This is a genomic window from Salipiger sp. PrR007 (assembly GCF_010499845.1).
Taxonomy (GTDB): Bacteria; Pseudomonadota; Alphaproteobacteria; order Rhodobacterales; family Rhodobacteraceae; genus Salipiger; species Salipiger pacificus_A.
Genome location: NZ_JAAGOZ010000027.1, coordinates 1 through 14,706 on the forward strand (window position 1 = coordinate 1; position 14,706 = coordinate 14,706).

The 14,706-nt window shown below is 66.7% G+C and carries 12 protein-coding genes; 2 read left to right on the forward strand and 10 right to left on the reverse strand.

The genetic code is table 11. The features are described 5' to 3' along the window. Positions 1-222: 222 nt before the first annotated feature. Genes G0Q01_RS12435 through G0Q01_RS12455 form a run of 5 tightly spaced genes read right to left on the reverse strand, consistent with a single transcriptional unit; the run spans position 223 to position 5,456 of the window. Positions 223-1,227, reverse strand: coding sequence for a TRAP transporter substrate-binding protein (locus G0Q01_RS12435; protein WP_235940104.1), 1,005 nt, complete (start codon positions 1,225-1,227; stop codon positions 223-225). 22 nt (positions 1,228-1,249) lie between these two features. Then, on the reverse strand, positions 1,250-2,542 hold the full coding sequence (locus G0Q01_RS12440; protein WP_164213456.1) for a TRAP transporter large permease: 1,293 nt from the start codon (positions 2,540-2,542) through the stop codon (positions 1,250-1,252). A gap of 4 nt (positions 2,543-2,546) precedes the next feature. After that, complete coding sequence (locus G0Q01_RS12445) at positions 2,547-3,044, reverse strand: TRAP transporter small permease (protein WP_235940105.1); 498 nt, start codon at positions 3,042-3,044, stop codon at positions 2,547-2,549. Next, positions 3,037-4,461 (reverse strand): mannitol dehydrogenase family protein, encoded by a 1,425-nt coding sequence (locus G0Q01_RS12450; RefSeq protein WP_164213457.1) that lies wholly within the window; start codon positions 4,459-4,461, stop codon positions 3,037-3,039. The genes G0Q01_RS12445 and G0Q01_RS12450 overlap by 8 nt, the downstream gene beginning before the upstream one ends. Then, a complete protein-coding gene (locus G0Q01_RS12455; RefSeq protein WP_370526726.1) occupies positions 4,461-5,456 on the reverse strand; it encodes an L-idonate 5-dehydrogenase in 996 nt (331 codons plus the stop codon). The genes G0Q01_RS12450 and G0Q01_RS12455 overlap by 1 nt, the downstream gene beginning before the upstream one ends. Before the next feature lie 188 nt (positions 5,457-5,644). Between G0Q01_RS12455 and G0Q01_RS12460 the strand changes: the two genes are divergently transcribed. After that, positions 5,645-6,499, forward strand: a complete 855-nt coding sequence (locus G0Q01_RS12460) for a MurR/RpiR family transcriptional regulator (RefSeq protein WP_164213459.1) — start codon at positions 5,645-5,647, stop codon at positions 6,497-6,499. 9 nt (positions 6,500-6,508) lie between these two features. Further along, positions 6,509-8,428 (forward strand): 5-dehydro-2-deoxygluconokinase, encoded by a 1,920-nt coding sequence (gene iolC, locus G0Q01_RS12465; RefSeq protein ID WP_164213460.1) that lies wholly within the window; start codon positions 6,509-6,511, stop codon positions 8,426-8,428. 233 nt (positions 8,429-8,661) lie between these two features. On the opposite strand, the gene G0Q01_RS12470 is transcribed toward iolC, so the two are convergent. The 5 genes from G0Q01_RS12470 to G0Q01_RS12490 all read right to left on the reverse strand — a co-directional run bounded on the left by G0Q01_RS12470 (position 8,662) and on the right by G0Q01_RS12490 (position 14,705). After that, positions 8,662-9,828: an iron-containing alcohol dehydrogenase gene (locus G0Q01_RS12470; protein ID WP_164213461.1), complete on the reverse strand. Its 1,167-nt coding sequence runs from the start codon at positions 9,826-9,828 to the stop codon at positions 8,662-8,664. Positions 9,829-9,895: 67 nt separating this feature from the next. After that, a complete protein-coding gene (locus G0Q01_RS12475) occupies positions 9,896-11,341 on the reverse strand; it encodes an NAD-dependent succinate-semialdehyde dehydrogenase (RefSeq protein WP_164213462.1) in 1,446 nt (481 codons plus the stop codon). Between the two features lie 70 nt (positions 11,342-11,411). Continuing rightward, positions 11,412-12,047: an ANTAR domain-containing response regulator gene (locus tag G0Q01_RS27330; RefSeq protein WP_370526727.1), complete on the reverse strand. Its 636-nt coding sequence runs from the start codon at positions 12,045-12,047 to the stop codon at positions 11,412-11,414. Beyond that, entirely contained in the window at positions 12,040-13,191 is a 1,152-nt protein-coding gene (locus G0Q01_RS12485) for a transporter substrate-binding domain-containing protein (RefSeq protein WP_164213464.1), read from the reverse strand. Before G0Q01_RS12485 ends, G0Q01_RS27330 begins: the two co-directional genes overlap by 8 nt. Continuing rightward, the gene (locus G0Q01_RS12490) at positions 13,191-14,705 is read right to left on the reverse strand and encodes an amidase (RefSeq protein ID WP_164213465.1); all 1,515 of its coding nucleotides are present in this window, start codon (positions 14,703-14,705) and stop codon (positions 13,191-13,193) included. The genes G0Q01_RS12485 and G0Q01_RS12490 overlap by 1 nt, the downstream gene beginning before the upstream one ends. Position 14,706: the final 1 nt, after the last annotated feature.

The following is a 14,706-nucleotide window of genomic DNA, read 5'->3' on the forward strand; positions in this document are numbered from 1 at the left end:
CACTCCAATCCTGCCCATTCAGGGGAGTGTGACACTTCAGCTTTGCTCATGTGAGACATTCTAACTTGGCGCTTACAGTTGTGTTGCGTGTAAGGATAATTATGTATTTATAGGTCTTGAACGACCATTTTTCAGATGAATACGAATTGGCAGGCCAGCTTCTGGAAGCTGGCCTGCCAGGAAAATGCGATTATTCAAGCTATGTGCTTCGGAGCGCCACGCTTATTGAGTTGCGATGGCGTTGGTCATGATCTTTGTTGCTTCCTCGACCCATTCCGCCCCGCCGATATCGGCGGCGAACTCGGGCCAGAGCGCCATAGCCGCCTCCTGCCATTTCGCCTCGTCCTCGGGCGCGCCGGTCAGGGTCATGCCCAGTTCGACCAGCTCCTTCTTGGCGGCCTCGGTCTCTTGCGCTGAGACCTCGCGCTCATATTGCGCGGCCTCTTCACCGGCCTTGTCGAGCGCCGCCTGCAGGTCCTCGGGCAGACCCTGGTAGAATCGCTCCGAGACGATGATCGGCCCGGACCAGATCAGGTAGTGGATCTCGGTGATGTATTTCTGGACCTCGTAGAACTTCGAGGAGATCGCGGTGGTATAAGGGTTTTCCTGACCGTCGATCACGCCCTGCTGCAGCGCTGGGAACACCTCTGCCCAGGCCATGGGGATCGGATCGAGCCCCCAGGACTTGAAGGTCTCGATGGCGATATTGTTCTTCGAGACGCGGATCTTCAGCCCCTGCAGGTCGTCCAGCGTCTTGACCTCGCGCTCGCCGTTGGTGAGCACGCGGAAGCCCTTTTCGAAGTAGCCCAGCACGCGCACGCCGGCCTCTTTCGGCAAGCGCTCGTTGAGCGGACCCTTGAGCGCATCCATCGCGGCATGCGCCTCTTCGTTCGAGGTGAAGGCATAGGGTAGCATCATCACACCCACCGAGGGCGCCAGCGGCACGAGGTTGCCGGTATAGAGGATCTCAGACTCGATCGAGCCCATGCGCAGCGCCTGCGCGACCTCCTGCTCGGAGCCGAGCTGGTTCGACGGGAAGATCTGCACATCGATCCGGCCATCCGAGTATTTTTCGACCAACTCCTCGAACTTCAGAGCGCCCTTGTGGGTGGGGTTGTTCTCGTTGTCGCCGTGGCTAAGCCGCATGGTGTAGTCGGCCGCTGCCGCAGGCAGGGCGACCGCAAGGGCCAGCGCGGCCGTGGCAAGGGACTTGGTAAACAGTTTCAAGATAGTCTCCTCCGATTGAAACTCAGTTGGTGAAACCCAGCACGCCGGGCAGCCACAGGGTCAGCTGGGGCACGAACGCCACCAGCACCATCACGGCGATCTCGGCGCACAGGAACGGGATCGAGGCCTTGGACACCTTCTCGACCGTGGTCTCTCCGATCTCGGACGCCACGAATAGGTTCACCCCAAGCGGCGGCGTCGAATATCCGATCTCGCAGGCGATCACGAAGATGATGCCGAACTGGATGGGGTCGATCCCGACATTGGCCACCACCGGCAACAGCAGCGGCGTCAGGATGATGATCTGGGTCAGCGTCTCCATCCACATGCCGATGAAGACCAGCATCAGCAGTACCAGCAGGATCAGCATGGTCGGATCTGACACCGTGTCGATCAGGAAGCCCGAGACCAGCTGCGGCACCTGGAACATCGACAGCATGCGCCCGATGATCCGCCCGGTGACCAGCACCATCATCACCGTGCCGGTGATGCGCACCGCGTAGATCACCGCGTCGACGAAGAGCGGCAGGCGGATTTCGCGGTAGACGAAGATGCCCACGAAGAGCGCGTAGAGCACCGCCACCACCGACGCTTCGGTCACCGTGAAGACGCCCGTATAGATGCCGCCAAGGATGATGACCGGCGCGGCCAGCGCCCATTTCGCCTCCCATGCGGCTTGTCCGATGGCGCGCGCGCTGCGCTCTTCGACACCGCCCGAGCTGTAGCCGCGCTTAGCTGAGATGAAGCGGCTGGTGGCCCAGAGCGCCACCGCCAGCAGCAGCCCCGGGATCACCCCCGCCACGAACAGCGCGCTGATCGAGGTCTCCGAGGTGATGCCATAGATGATCATCGGGATCGAGGGCGGGATAACCACGCCGATGCCGCCCGCCGAAGAGGTGATCGCGGCCCCGAAGCCCTTGTCGTAGCCGTCCTTGATCATCGCCGGGATCATGATCGAGCCGATCGCCGCCGTGGTCGCCGGGCCCGAGCCCGAGATCGCCGCAAAGAAGGTGCAGGCGACGATCGTCACGGTGGCCAGCCCGCCGGGCGCGGGCCCTACAATGGCCCGCGAGAAGCCGATAAGCCGCTGGGTCAGCCCGCCTTTCTCCATCAGGGTGCCGGCAAGGATGAACATCGGCACTGCGATGATGGTGAATTCGTCGACCGCCGAATAGGCGGTTTGCACGAGGTAGGACATCGGCATGTTCGCCGCGGTCATCGCCAGCACCGCGGCCAGACCGATCGAGATGCCTACGGGCACGCCGATCAGCAGCAGCACCACGAAGGACAGTGCCATCAGAAGCGTCGGATCCATGGCGTTACTCCCCCATCCGGGCGTCGGCGGGGCCTTCGCCGGTCTGCCAGCGGCGGATCATCACCTGCACGATGCGGACGGACATGAAGGCAAAGCCGAGCGGCACGATCATCTGCACCCACACGAGGTTGATGCCGGTGGTCTGCGAAATGTAGGGGAATTCAAACATCGAGACGGTAAACCAGTAGCCGTGCCAAATGACGACGGCGTTGAACACGAGCCACAGCAGGTCGGCGAGCGTCAGCATCGCCAGCCGGGCGCGCTGCGGCAGGAATTCGAGATGCAGCGAGACACGGATGTGGCGGTCGCTCTCGGCCGCGATGACAAAGCCGAAGTACACCGCCCAGACGAAGGCAAAGCGGCTGACCTCCTCGAGCCAGCTGAACGACCGGCCCATGCCGAAGCGGGCGACGACCTGAAAGCCCAGCAGGGCAACCACCGCCGTCATCAGGATCGCGCCCAGCCATTCCTCCGGCGTGCGTCCTCCCAAGTACTTACGCATTCATCCTCTCCCTTACGAAATCGTCGATCCGGGCCCGGCGCAGGGCCGGATCCGGCGCGGCGTAGGCACGTAGCCAGCGCGTGGCCTGCGCCGCGAAATCCGCATCCTGCCCCAGCCGGTCGGGCCAGAGCGGCAGCGCCAGCACCGCGCGCATCAGGCCTTCGCTGTCCGCAGCGTCGGCACGCATCTGCGCCAGCTGCGCGCCCATCGGATCGCTGGTCACCACGCCGCCGCCATCGGGGCGGGTGTCGCCGGCCTGCAGCGCCCAGCCCGCCAGCACCATGGCCTGCAGCTCGGCGGATTTGCCCTGCGCCAGCCGCTCGGCGGCGGGAGCGGCGATCCGCTGCGGCAGCTTGAAGCTGGCATCGCTGGCGATCTGGTTGAGCGGGTGGTGGATGGTCGGATTCTGCAGCCGGGCAAGGCTGGTGCGCCCATAGGCCTCCAGGTCTTCGCCCTCGGGGCAGTCCAGCGTTTCGGCCTGCGCCGCAAGAAACGCCCTGGCCCAGCGTTCGAGCACGGGATCGGTCGCGGCAGCGTGCGAGCTGTCGTGGCCACAGAGCCGGCCAAGCTCGGCATAGGCCGATTGCAGACCGTTCAGCAGCCGGTGCTTCATGTGCTCGAAGGGCGCGAGGTCTGCGACGATCTGCACCCCCGCCGTCTCGAGCGCCGGGCGCGGCCCGGCAAATCGATCCTCGATGACCCATTGCCGGAACGGCTCCGCCACCACCCCGAGCGCATCGCGCCGCCCGCAGGCGGCCTCGAGCCGGCCCCGGCTGGCGTCGGACATCGCCGGAACGATGCGATCGACCATCGAGGTGGGGAAGGCGACGTTGCGCTCCAACCAGTCCGGCAGCTGCGGGAAGGCGCGCGCGGCATAGTCGCGCAGCACCGAGCCCAGCAGCCGGCCGTTGTCGGCGACATTGTCGCAGCTCGCAAGCGTGATCGGCGCGCCCCCGGCCTGCCGCCGCCGCTCCAGCATCCACGCCAGATAACCGATCGCGGTGCCCGGCGCCTCGGGCGCGGCGAGATCCGCCGCCACCTTCTGCGGGTCCAGCGCATGGCTGCCGGAGTGGTGGCAATATCCCTTTTCGGTGATGGTGAGCGTGCAGAATGCGATGTCCGACCAGTCCACCGCCGCGGCGGCAGCGGCGTCATGCACCTGCAGCAGCGTAGCGATCTCGTGGCAGGCCCGGCCCTGCCCATCCTCGGTCACCAGCGCATAGACCCTGCCCTGCGCGGCATGGCTGGCGGCGATGTCCGGCGGCGTCAGGTTGATGCCAACCACCCCCCAGTCGCCCCCGGCGCGGGCCAGCTCGTCGTAGCAGCTTTGCTGGTGCGCCCGGTGGAACGCCCCCACCCCAAGGTGCGCCGCCCGCGGCCGCAGCGCCGCGCGATCGTAGGACACAGCGCGCGCCATCAGAAATGCACCATGACCTTCAGCGTCTCGTTCTTGTCGAGCGCCCGGGCAAAGACCGCGGCCGGATCATCCAGCGGCAGGTCGGCGGAAATCATCGGCCTCAGGTCGACCTCGCCGCTGGTGATCTGGCGCACGGCCTCGGCGAATTCGTCGATGAACCGGTAGGTGCCGACAAGGCGGATCTCGCGGGTCAGCAGCTTGGCCAGATCGACCGGCGCGCGGGGCGGCAGGAAACCGACCTGAACCACGGTGCCGCGGGGCCGGCAGGCCGCGATGGCCGCGTTCAGCGCCGGCGCCGCGCCCGAGGCTTCGAAAACCGCGTCGCAGCGAGGCGCATCCGTGAGCGCCGCCATCGCGGCGGCATCGCCTGCATCGAACACCTCGTCCACACCAAGCGCCCGCGCCCGCTGGAGCGCTGCGGGGGCGATGTCGCTCATTAGGATGCGCGCGGCACCGGCGGCGCGCGCGGCGGTTGCGCACATCTGCCCGATCACCCCCGCACCGGTGACCAGCACCGTCGCCCCGCTCAGATCCCCCGCCATCGCCACCGCATGCAGCGCCACCGCATAGGGTTCGGCCATGGCGACGTGGCGCAGGTCGGCTTCCTGCGGCAGGCGGATGCACTGCCGCGCCTCGACCACGGGCTCGCTCGCGAAGCCGCCATCGCAATGCGGAAAGCGGGCGGCGCTGCCCATGAAGGTCATGTCGGTGCAAAGGTTCGACAGCCCGCGGCGGCAATATTCGCAGCGCCCGCAGGGCAGCGCCGGCGTCACCGCCACCTTGTCGCCAGGGGCGAAGCCGTCGACACCCGCGCCGGGCAGGTCGACCACGGCCGAAAACTCGTGCCCCAGCACCATCGGGCCGCGCAGCACGGAATCGCCGACGCGCCCGTGCTGGAAATAGTGGATGTCAGAGCCGCAAACCCCGCCGAACGCGAAGCGCAGACGAATCTGTCCGGCCCCCGGCTCGGGGCGCGGCGACTCCTCAATGAGCACCTGTTGCGCCCCGTGTATGACACAAGCTTTCACGTCTCCCCCTCCCTGCAGCGCCAGAAGTTTGCGCTTGATGCAGGCTTTTTTAGAACATAAGGTTCACACACCAGTCAAGATGGAATATTCATTCCAAATCGGCAAGCCCCCGGCGGAGGAGGTCCGGGACTTGCAGATCGAGGGGAGCGGAAAACTTGAACACGAACACCCATGGCACCGGACCGGCGCGCGATTTCGACGCCCTTCGCGACGCGATCGCAGGGGCCTATGACGATCTCAGCAAACGTCTGAAACTGATCGCGGATTTCACCCTGCGTGATCCGTCGTCGGTCGCCTTGCGCACCGCGGCGACGCTGGCGGAAGAGATCGGCGTGGCGCCCTCGGCGATCATCCGGTTTGCGCAGCACTTCGGCTACTCCGGGTTTTCCGAGATGCAGGCGATATTCCGGGCGCAGCTGCAGGCCAGCTCCACCCCCTACCGCGACCGGATCCGTGATCTGGAAAAGAGCGGCGCCGCCCGCGACACCGCTGAGATGACCGACCGTTTCGTCGAGGCCGGGATCGCCTCGCTGCGCGAGCTGCAGACCGCCGCCCCCGCCGATCGCGTCGAAAGCGCCGCACGGCTGCTGGCCGATGCGCGGATCGTGCATGTGCTCGCGCACAAGCGCACATTCACCGCCGCCACCTACCTGGCCTACAACCTGTCGCGGCTCGAAGTGCCGGCCAACCTGCTCGACGGCACCGGCGGCACGCTGGAGCAGCAGATGGTGATGGTCTCGCCCGAGGACACTGTGGTTGCCATCTCGTTCAACCCCAGCGCCGAAGAGACCGTGCAGGCCTTTGACCGCGCGCGGGAAATCGGCGCGCGCACCATCGCAATCACCGATCTGGCACGCGCCCCCTTCATCCACGCCGACAGCTGGTTCCAGCTGTCCGAAGCCAGCGTCGACGGCTTCCGCTCGCTCAACGCGACGATTTCACTGGCGCTGATCCTGGCCATCCGTGCCGGGACGCTCTGCGCCGAACAGCGCTCCGACAACGACGACTGAGGAACCCCTATGTCCAGTCAGCCCTCCCCGAAATACGACATCATCACCATCGGTCGGACCTGTGCGGACCTCTACGCGGACCAGATCGGCTGCCGCATGGAGGACGCCCGGAGCTTTTCCAAATACGTCGGAGGCTGCCCGACCAATATCGCGGTCGGCGGTGCGCGGCTCGGCCTGAAGGCCGCCCTGCTCAGCCGGGTCGGCAACGACCAGATCGGCCGCTTCGTGCGCGAGACGCTGGAGGCCGAGGGGGTCGAGACCCGGGGTCTTGCGACAGACCCCGAGCGGCTGACCGCCATGGCCTTTCTGGGGATCGAAGACGACCGCAACTTCCCCCTGCTCTTCGTGCGCACTGATTGCGCCGATGCGGCGCTGACTGAGGATGACATCGACCCCGAGTTCATCCGCGAGGCCGCGGCGATCGTCGTCACCGGCACGCATTTCTCCAAGCCCCATCTCGAGGCCGCCTCGTTCAAGGCGATGCGGATCGCGCGCGAGGCCGGCCGCAAGGTGGTGTTCGACATCGACTACCGCCCGAACCTCTGGGGTCTTCTCGGAGCCGGCGAAGGCGACGTGCGCTTTGTCGCCGATGCGGCGGTGACCGCGCAGGTGCAGCGCATCCTACCCGGCTGCGACGTCGTAGTCGGCACCGACGAAGAGGTGCATATCGCCGGCGGCTCGACCGACACCCGCGAGGCGCTGGTCAACATCCGCAAGGTCTCGGACGCGATGATCGTGCTGAAAACCGGGCCCAAAGGCTGCCTCGTCTTCGCCGGCGATATCCCGGAAGATCTCGAGGACGGCATCTCGTCGCAGGGCTTCCCGGTAGAGGTGTTCAACGTGCTCGGGGCGGGCGACGGCTTCATGGCGGGCTTTCTGCGCGGCTACGTGCGCGGCCTGCCGCTCGAGGAATGCTGCCGCATCGCCAATGCCTGCGGAGCCTTCGCGGTGTCGCGGCACGGCTGCGCCCCGGCCTACCCGAGCTGGGAAGAGCTGCAGTTCTTCCTTGAGCGCGGCGTGATCAACCCCCGCCTGCGCGAGGATGCCGAGCTCGAGCACGTCCACTGGGCCACCACCCGGCGCGGCACCTGGGACAATATCTGCGCCTTCGCTATCGACCATCGCGCGCAGCTCGAGGAGATGGCCGCGCGCTGCGGTGCCGACCCCTCGCGCATCGCGGCATTCAAGGACCTGGCGTTCGAGGCGATGCTTGCGTCGCGCCGCGCCGGGATTATGCTGGGCACCCTGCTCGACAGCACCTACGGGCGGCAGGTGCTGTTCCGCGCCGAACGAGAATCCATGTGGATCGGCCGCCCGGTGGAGCTGCCCGGCTCGCGCCCGCTGAAATTCGAAGGCGCCGCTTCGCTCGGGGCCGAGGTCGCCTCCTGGCCCGACGACCACGTGATCAAATGCCTGGTGTTCTACAATCCCGACGATCCCGAGCCGCTGCGCAGCAACCAGCTCGACCAGTTGCACCGGCTTGCCTCGGCCGCCCGCCTGAGCCGGCATGAATACCTGATCGAGGTGATCGGCACCGCCGAGGGCCAGCGCGGCGAGGCTGCCACCGCCGAGGCGATGCAGCAGATCTACGATGAAGGTATCCGCCCCGACTGGTGGAAACTCGGCGATCAGACCGAGGCCGGCTGGGCCGCGGTCAGCGCCGTCATCGAGCAAAACGACCGCTGGTGCCGCGGCGTACTGCTGCTCGGCCTCGACGCGCCGGCGGATGTGCTGGCGGACAGCATCGCCCGCGCCGCAGCCTGCGGTCAGGTCCGCGGCTTCGCGGTCGGCCGCACGATCTTCGGCGAGGCGGCTCGCGCCTGGCTAGCGGGCGAAATCGCCGATGCCGAAGCCAAAGCGCAGATGCAGGCGCGCTTCGGCCAGCTTATCAATTGCTGGCATGAAGCACGCCGGGCGAAAGCAGCCTGAAGCCGGGACGGGGGGCCCTTTGGGCCTCCCTCACGCACAGCCGGCCTGCTAGGGCAGAACCGCACGAGTCCGGCAGACGATCTCAGTCGAAGCGAAGCACGCTCGACCCCACCCAACCCGGAAGCTGGTCGGGGGCACGCGGGAGTGATCGTGCCGGCGGTGGCGCGGAGAGTGTGAGCTAGCCAGCGCGCCGAAGCGCCCGAGGCAAAGGCCGCCCTGCCCCGGGCCCGCTCCTAGTAGGCCTCGCGATAGAGCTGGAGTGCCGCGTCTTCGGTCACCTCGACCGGGTTGTTGCCAAGCAAACGCGTTTGCGCCATCGCATCGCGCGCAAGCAAGGGCAGGCTATCCTCCGGCACATCGACGTCGCGCAGCCGCCGGGGCGCGCCGGTGCGGGTCATCAGGTCTTGTATGAAATCGACGAATGCGGCTGAGCGCGCCTGCGTGTCATCGGTCGACGGCCCCATCACCACATCGGCAAGCTCGGCATACTGCGCAGCTGCGGCGGTCATGTTGAAGCGCAGCACCGGGCCCAGCATCAGCGCATTGCTCAGGCCATGCGGCAGGTGGAAATGACCGCCGAGCGGATACGCAAGCGCATGCACCGCCGCCACCGGGCTATTGGCGAACGACTGCCCGGCTAGGTTGGCCCCGATCAGCATCGCCTCACGCGCGGCGCGGTCCGCGCCGTCTTCGCAGGCCAATACCACGTTATGCGCCAGCAGGCGCAGCGCCTCGCGGGACAGCGCGTCCGAGATCGGGTTTTTCTTGTGCCGGCTGGTATAGGCTTCGATGGCATGGACCATCGCGTCGATCCCAGTGGCAGCGGTATGGATCGGCGGAAGCCCCACGGTCAGCGCACCGTCGAGCAGCACAAGGTCCGCATAGAGCTGGCGTCCCACCACGCCCATCTTGGTCGACGCGCCGGTGGTCAGGATGGTGATATTCGTCACCTCCGAGCCGGTGCCAGCCGTGGTCGGCACCTGCACCAGCGCCACCCTTCCACCCTTTATCTTGTCGATGCCGTAGAGCTCGGACAGCGGTTGCTCGGAGGTCAGCAGCACCGCCACGAGTTTGGCGATATCCATCGACGAGCCGCCCCCCAGCCCGAGCACGATATCGCAGCCCGCGCCGCGACCGGTCTCGACACAGCTCAGCAGCACCGCCTCGGGCGGATCGGCGACCACATCGTCAAATACGGTGATCCTGAAGCCGGCCGCGGTCAGCGACGCCTTGGCGGCATCGAGCACCCCCGCCTCATGCAGGAACTTGTCGGTCACGATGAGAATGTCGCGCGCCTCGAAGTGGCTGGCCAGCAAACCGCCAAGCCGTGAGGCCCCGCCCCATTCGACCTGCATAGCCCCCGGCGTCTGGAATAAGAACGGCTGGATGAAATCTGTCATGGTGTACTCGTCTCCCTTAGGTCGGCCCCGGCCACCGCGTGGCGGCGGCGGGGCCTGCGTGGTGGTTTCAGATCGCGCTGCACAGGTATTTGAGCTCGAGATAATCCTCGATCCCGTAGCGCGACCCCTCGCGCCCCAGCCCCGATTGCTTGATGCCGCCGAACGGCGCGACCTCATTCGAGATCAGCCCGGTGTTGTGGCCGACCATGCCGTATTCCAGCGCCTCCGAGACGCGCACCGTCCGGCCGTGATCGCGGGTGTAGAAATAGGCGGCCAGTCCGAAGATCGTATCGTTGGCCATCGCGATGGCCTCTTCCTCGGTATCGAAAACGAAGATCGGCGCCATCGGGCCGAAAGTTTCCTCGCGGGCCACGTCCATGCGGGCATCCACCCCGGTCAGCACTGCCGGCGTCAGCAGAAGGCCGCCCTCGCGCTGGCCGCCCACCAGCCGTTTCGCGCCCTTGCTTTCCGCGTCCTCGATGTGCGCAAGCACCTTGCTCAGCGCCGCCTCGTTGATCATCGGCCCGATGTCGGTGCCATCCTCAAGACCATTGCCGACCCGCAGAGCCGCGACCCGTTCCACCAGCTTCTCGGCAAACCGGTCGTGGATTCCGCGCTGCACCAGAATGCGGTTGGCACAGACGCAGGTCTGCCCGGCGTTGCGAAACTTCGAAGCCATGGCGCCCTCCACCGCGGCGTCGAGATCTGCGTCGTCGAAGACGATGAACGGCGCGTTGCCGCCAAGTTCGAGGCTGACTTTCTTGATCGTCGGCGCGCATTGCGCCATCAGCTGCCGTCCGACCTCGGTCGAGCCGGTGAACGACAGCTTGCGCACCGTGTCGCTGGCGGTCAGCACCTTGCCGATCTCGGTGCCGGGGCCTGTGACGATCTGCAAGACGCCGGCCGGAACCCCGGCGCGACACGCCAGTTCCCCCAGCGCGAGGGCGGTCAGCGGCGTCAGGTCGGCCGGACGGACAATCATCGAACATCCAGCTGCCAGCGCCGGCGCCACCTTGCGGGTGATCATCGCCGCCGGGAAGTTCCACGGGGTGATCGCCGCCGTCACCCCCACCGGCTGGCGCAGCACCGAGAGGCGCTGGCCGCGGCTCGGCGCGGGGATGATATCGCCATAGACCCGCTTGGCCTCTTCCGCGAACCACTCGATGAACGACGCGGCATAGCGGATCTCGCCGCGCGCCTCGTGCAGCGGTTTCCCCTGTTCGAGGGTCATGATACGCGCCAGATCGTCGGCAGCGTCGGTGATCAGGCCGAACCACTGGCGCAGGATAGCGCTGCGCTCGGTGGCCGGGCGCGCGGCCCATGCCCACTGTGCCCGCTCGGAGTGCGCGATCACCGCCTCGATCTCTTTGCCGGACAGCGCCGGAACGGTGCCGACAAGCGAGCCGTCGGCGGGATTGAGCACCCGCACCACGGCACCCGAGGCGGCCTCCTGCCAGCCACCGTCTATCAGGCAGGCCCCCTTGAGGAGACCCGCATCGTTCAGATCGTGCATGTCGCACCTTTCATCTTGCTTGGAATTTTCTGCTGTGCCGGACGCCCGAGGCCGCCCACCGCCGAAGCGGTCAGTCGCCGGGCGGGCCCGGCTCGCCGAGACTGAGGGCTAGTCCCGGTTGCGCCACGATCATTTCCTGCGCGACCGCCTCAATCGACTTTCGCCCGTTCATCGCCGCCTTCTGCAGGTGCTTGTGCGCCTCGACCAAGTCCATCTGGTGCTGATGGCACAGCATCAGCTTGGCCACATGCACCGCGGTCAGCGCCAGTGCCCGACCTTCGGCCTCCGCAATCCGCCGCGCGTCGCCCTGCCGGCGGCGCCAGAGATCGCGGCTGATCATCAGGTTGGTGAGCAGGCCGAAGGGTTTAATCGGCCGTTCGATCACCGCCGCCGCGCCAAGTTCCAGAACCAGTTGCAGCGTCGAGGGATCTTCGTAGCCGGTCAGCGCGATCGTCGGTGGACTGCGGTCGGTCAGATTGTCGATCAGCCGCCGCACCTCGTCGCGGGCATCGGCTTCGACGGTGACGATCGCGACATCTGCATCGTCGGGCAGCCGCGCCGGGATCGGCCACTCCAGCCGCGGCAGGCAGCCAATCCTGATGAGGTGAGTCACCAGGGCCTCCGCCTCCTCGCCCGGAGGCAGGAGGACCAGGACCCGTGTCCCCTTCAGGTCGCTGATACGTGGCTTCCGACGGGCGCTAGACATCTTCGGGCGTACGGTCCTCTATGCAATGTTCGACCATGTACGGCTCGGGGCGCACCGGCTCGGCCGCCGTCTCGAGCACCTGAAACTGCCCGTCGCTCGCGGCGCGCGCGACCCGCGGCCAGAGGTAACTGTGGTGGGTCGCCGCATCGAGCCGGACCGGACCTTCCGGCGCATCGAAGGTCACGCCCCACAGAGCCTCGCGTACCTGCTCTACGGTAAGTGCGCCACAGGCGCGGGCCGCGGCAGCGAACAGATGCACCTGAAAATACGCCGCTTCGGCGCCTGAGGTGATCGGCATCTCCGCGCCAAAGCGCGCCTGCATCGCAGCGACGAACTGGCGGCTGGCCGGGGTGTCGAGCGTGGCGAAATAGGGGGCCGCGGCGATGCAGCCCTCGGCCACATCCGCCCCCATGCGCGCAAGGTCGGATTCATTGGTCGCGAGGCTGGCGATGGTCACCCCGCGGGCGCGCAGCGAGGTGCGCGCGAAAGCCTGGTAAAGACGGATCGTGTCACTGCCGACAACCGTGGAGTATATGAAATCCGGCTGGGCCTGTTCCAGCTTCGCCATCACCGCCGCCAGCGCGGCGTCGCTCGCGCCGATCGGCAGGTAGTCCTCGCCGAGGATCTCGCCGTCGGCCTGCTCGAACAGGTCGCGCATGATGCGGTTCGATTCATGCGCATAGATGTAGTTGTTGCCGATGAAATAGCCGCGCGGGCCGTAATGCCGCAGCAGGTGGCGCGCGATGGGCAGGCAGTTCTGGTTCGGTGCCGCGCCGGTGTAGATACAGTTCTTCGAGAATTCGAAGCCCTCGTAAAGCGTCGGGTAGAACAGCAGCGCCTGCCGTCCCTCGATCAGCGGCAGCACCGCCTTGCGCGAGTTCGACATATGCGTGCCGAACAGCGTGCGCACGCCAAACTGATCGCACAAGGCTTCAGCTGCACGCAGGTAATCCGCCGGGCGCGGCCCGACCGGCACTCGCACCGGCACCAGCGGCACGCCATTGATCCCCCCCGCCTCGTTGACCTCGCTGATCGCCAGTTCGGTCGCGGCGGCCTGGGTCGCCTCGACCGCTGCGGTCGGGCTGCTGTCCGAGAACAACAGCCCGACCGGAAGGCCATCGCGATTACGGTTCAGCGAATGCATCAGAGCGTCTTCCAGTCATGCGCCGCCTCGAAGGCCGCTGCCGCACGGTACAGCAAGGCTTCGGAGAAATCCTGCCCGACGAGCATCATGCCCACCGGCAGACCATTGCGTTTGGCGCAGGGCACGCTGAGCGCCGGCAATCCGGTGGCGTTGAACGGCGCGGTATTGGCGTTCATTTCCAGTGCCCGGCCAACAAATGTCGCCGCATCGCAGCCTGGATCCGGCAGCTTCGGTGCCTGCAGCGGAACGGTCGGCATCAGCAGCACATCGTAGTCGGCCAGCACCGTCTCGTAGGCACGCTTGAGCTGCCTCACGAGGTTCTGCGCCTTGGCGTAATACTGGCCGTGATAGCGCGTGCCAAAGTAATGCGCCGCCAGCAGCACCGATTTCATATCGTCCGGGAACAGCGCCGCGTTGTCGCGCCAGTCGCGCTGCGCGCGCATCAGCGACGACAGGTAGAGGCCTTTCCAGTTTGAGCCGTAATTCAGGCCCTCAAGCTGGCGCACCGTCCCCTCGACCGCGATCGGCGACCAGATGCCATGACCCTTGCGGTGCAACGGCAGCGAGATCTCGTCCACCGTCGCACCAAGCTCGGCATAATGCGCCGCCGCGGCGCGCACGGCCTCGTCCACATCGGGCTCGGAGTTCTCCCAGCCAAACCCCTCGGGGATCACCGCGATCCGCAGGCCGACGCATCCGGCATCGCGCTCGGCGGTGTAGTCCCGTCTTTCCGGCAGGCCGACCTGCCGCGGATCGAGACCGTCGGCCCCAGCGATCACCTCCAGGACGCGGGCGTTGTCGCGCACGGTGCCGGACATGATGCCGACGTGGTCGAGGGTCATCTCCACCGGCATCACTCCGGTGTATGGCACCAGCCCGTGCGTCGCCTTCATCCCAACAAAGCCAGCATAAGCCGCAGGGATGCGCACCGATCCCCCTTGGTCGGTGCCGATCGCCACATCGACCAGCCCCGCAGCCACCAGAGCAGAACAGCCCGACGACGAGCCCCCCGCCGAGCGCGTTTCGTCATGCGGGTTGCGCACCGGGCCGAGCGCGCTGGTGTGGCTGCTGCCGGAGACGCAGAAATACTCGCATTGCGCTTTGCCCTGGATCACCGCACCGGCATCCAGCATCCGGGTCACAAGGGTCGCGTCGATCTCCGGCATGTAGCCTTCGAGCGTCGAAGCGCCGTTCATCATCGGCACGCCCGCAAGGCAGACATTGTCTTTCAGCGCGACACTCAGTCCTGCGAGAGCGCCCCGTTCGGATCCCTGAACCTCGGACAGCACGTACCAGGCGTTATAGGGGTTGTCCTCGGGAGCCGGGCGGTGGCCCGGTGTGCGCGGATAGCGCACCTCGGGCAGGCTCTCGGTCAGCGCGTCAACGATCTGGTAGTCGTCGCTGACCGCGTCAAGCAACGCGCGGAACGCCTCGATATCATCGGCGTCAAGCGCAAGGTTGTAGTGGAGGCTCGCGGCGGCGATGTCGCCGGCCTCGGGTCTGCGGATGGTCATG

Excerpts from the sequence above, each read along its gene's own strand:
- G0Q01_RS12440 (WP_164213456.1), bottom strand. The coding sequence starts at position 2,542 with ATGGATCCGACGCTTCTGATGGCACTGTCCTTCGTGGTGCTGCTGCTG.
- G0Q01_RS12445 (WP_235940105.1), bottom strand. The coding sequence starts at position 3,044 with ATGCGTAAGTACTTGGGAGGACGCACGCCGGAGGAATGGCTGGGCGCG.
- G0Q01_RS12450 (WP_164213457.1), bottom strand. The coding sequence starts at position 4,461 with ATGGCGCGCGCTGTGTCCTACGATCGCGCGGCGCTGCGGCCGCGGGCG.
- iolC (WP_164213460.1), top strand. The coding sequence starts at position 6,509 with ATGTCCAGTCAGCCCTCCCCGAAATACGACATCATCACCATCGGTCGG.
- G0Q01_RS12470 (WP_164213461.1), bottom strand. The coding sequence starts at position 9,828 with ATGACAGATTTCATCCAGCCGTTCTTATTCCAGACGCCGGGGGCTATG.
- G0Q01_RS12475 (WP_164213462.1), bottom strand. The coding sequence starts at position 11,341 with ATGCACGATCTGAACGATGCGGGTCTCCTCAAGGGGGCCTGCCTGATA.
- G0Q01_RS27330 (WP_370526727.1), bottom strand. The coding sequence starts at position 12,047 with ATGTCTAGCGCCCGTCGGAAGCCACGTATCAGCGACCTGAAGGGGACA.
- G0Q01_RS12485 (WP_164213464.1), bottom strand. The coding sequence starts at position 13,191 with ATGCATTCGCTGAACCGTAATCGCGATGGCCTTCCGGTCGGGCTGTTG.
- G0Q01_RS12490 (WP_164213465.1), bottom strand. The coding sequence starts at position 14,705 with ATGACCATCCGCAGACCCGAGGCCGGCGACATCGCCGCCGCGAGCCTC.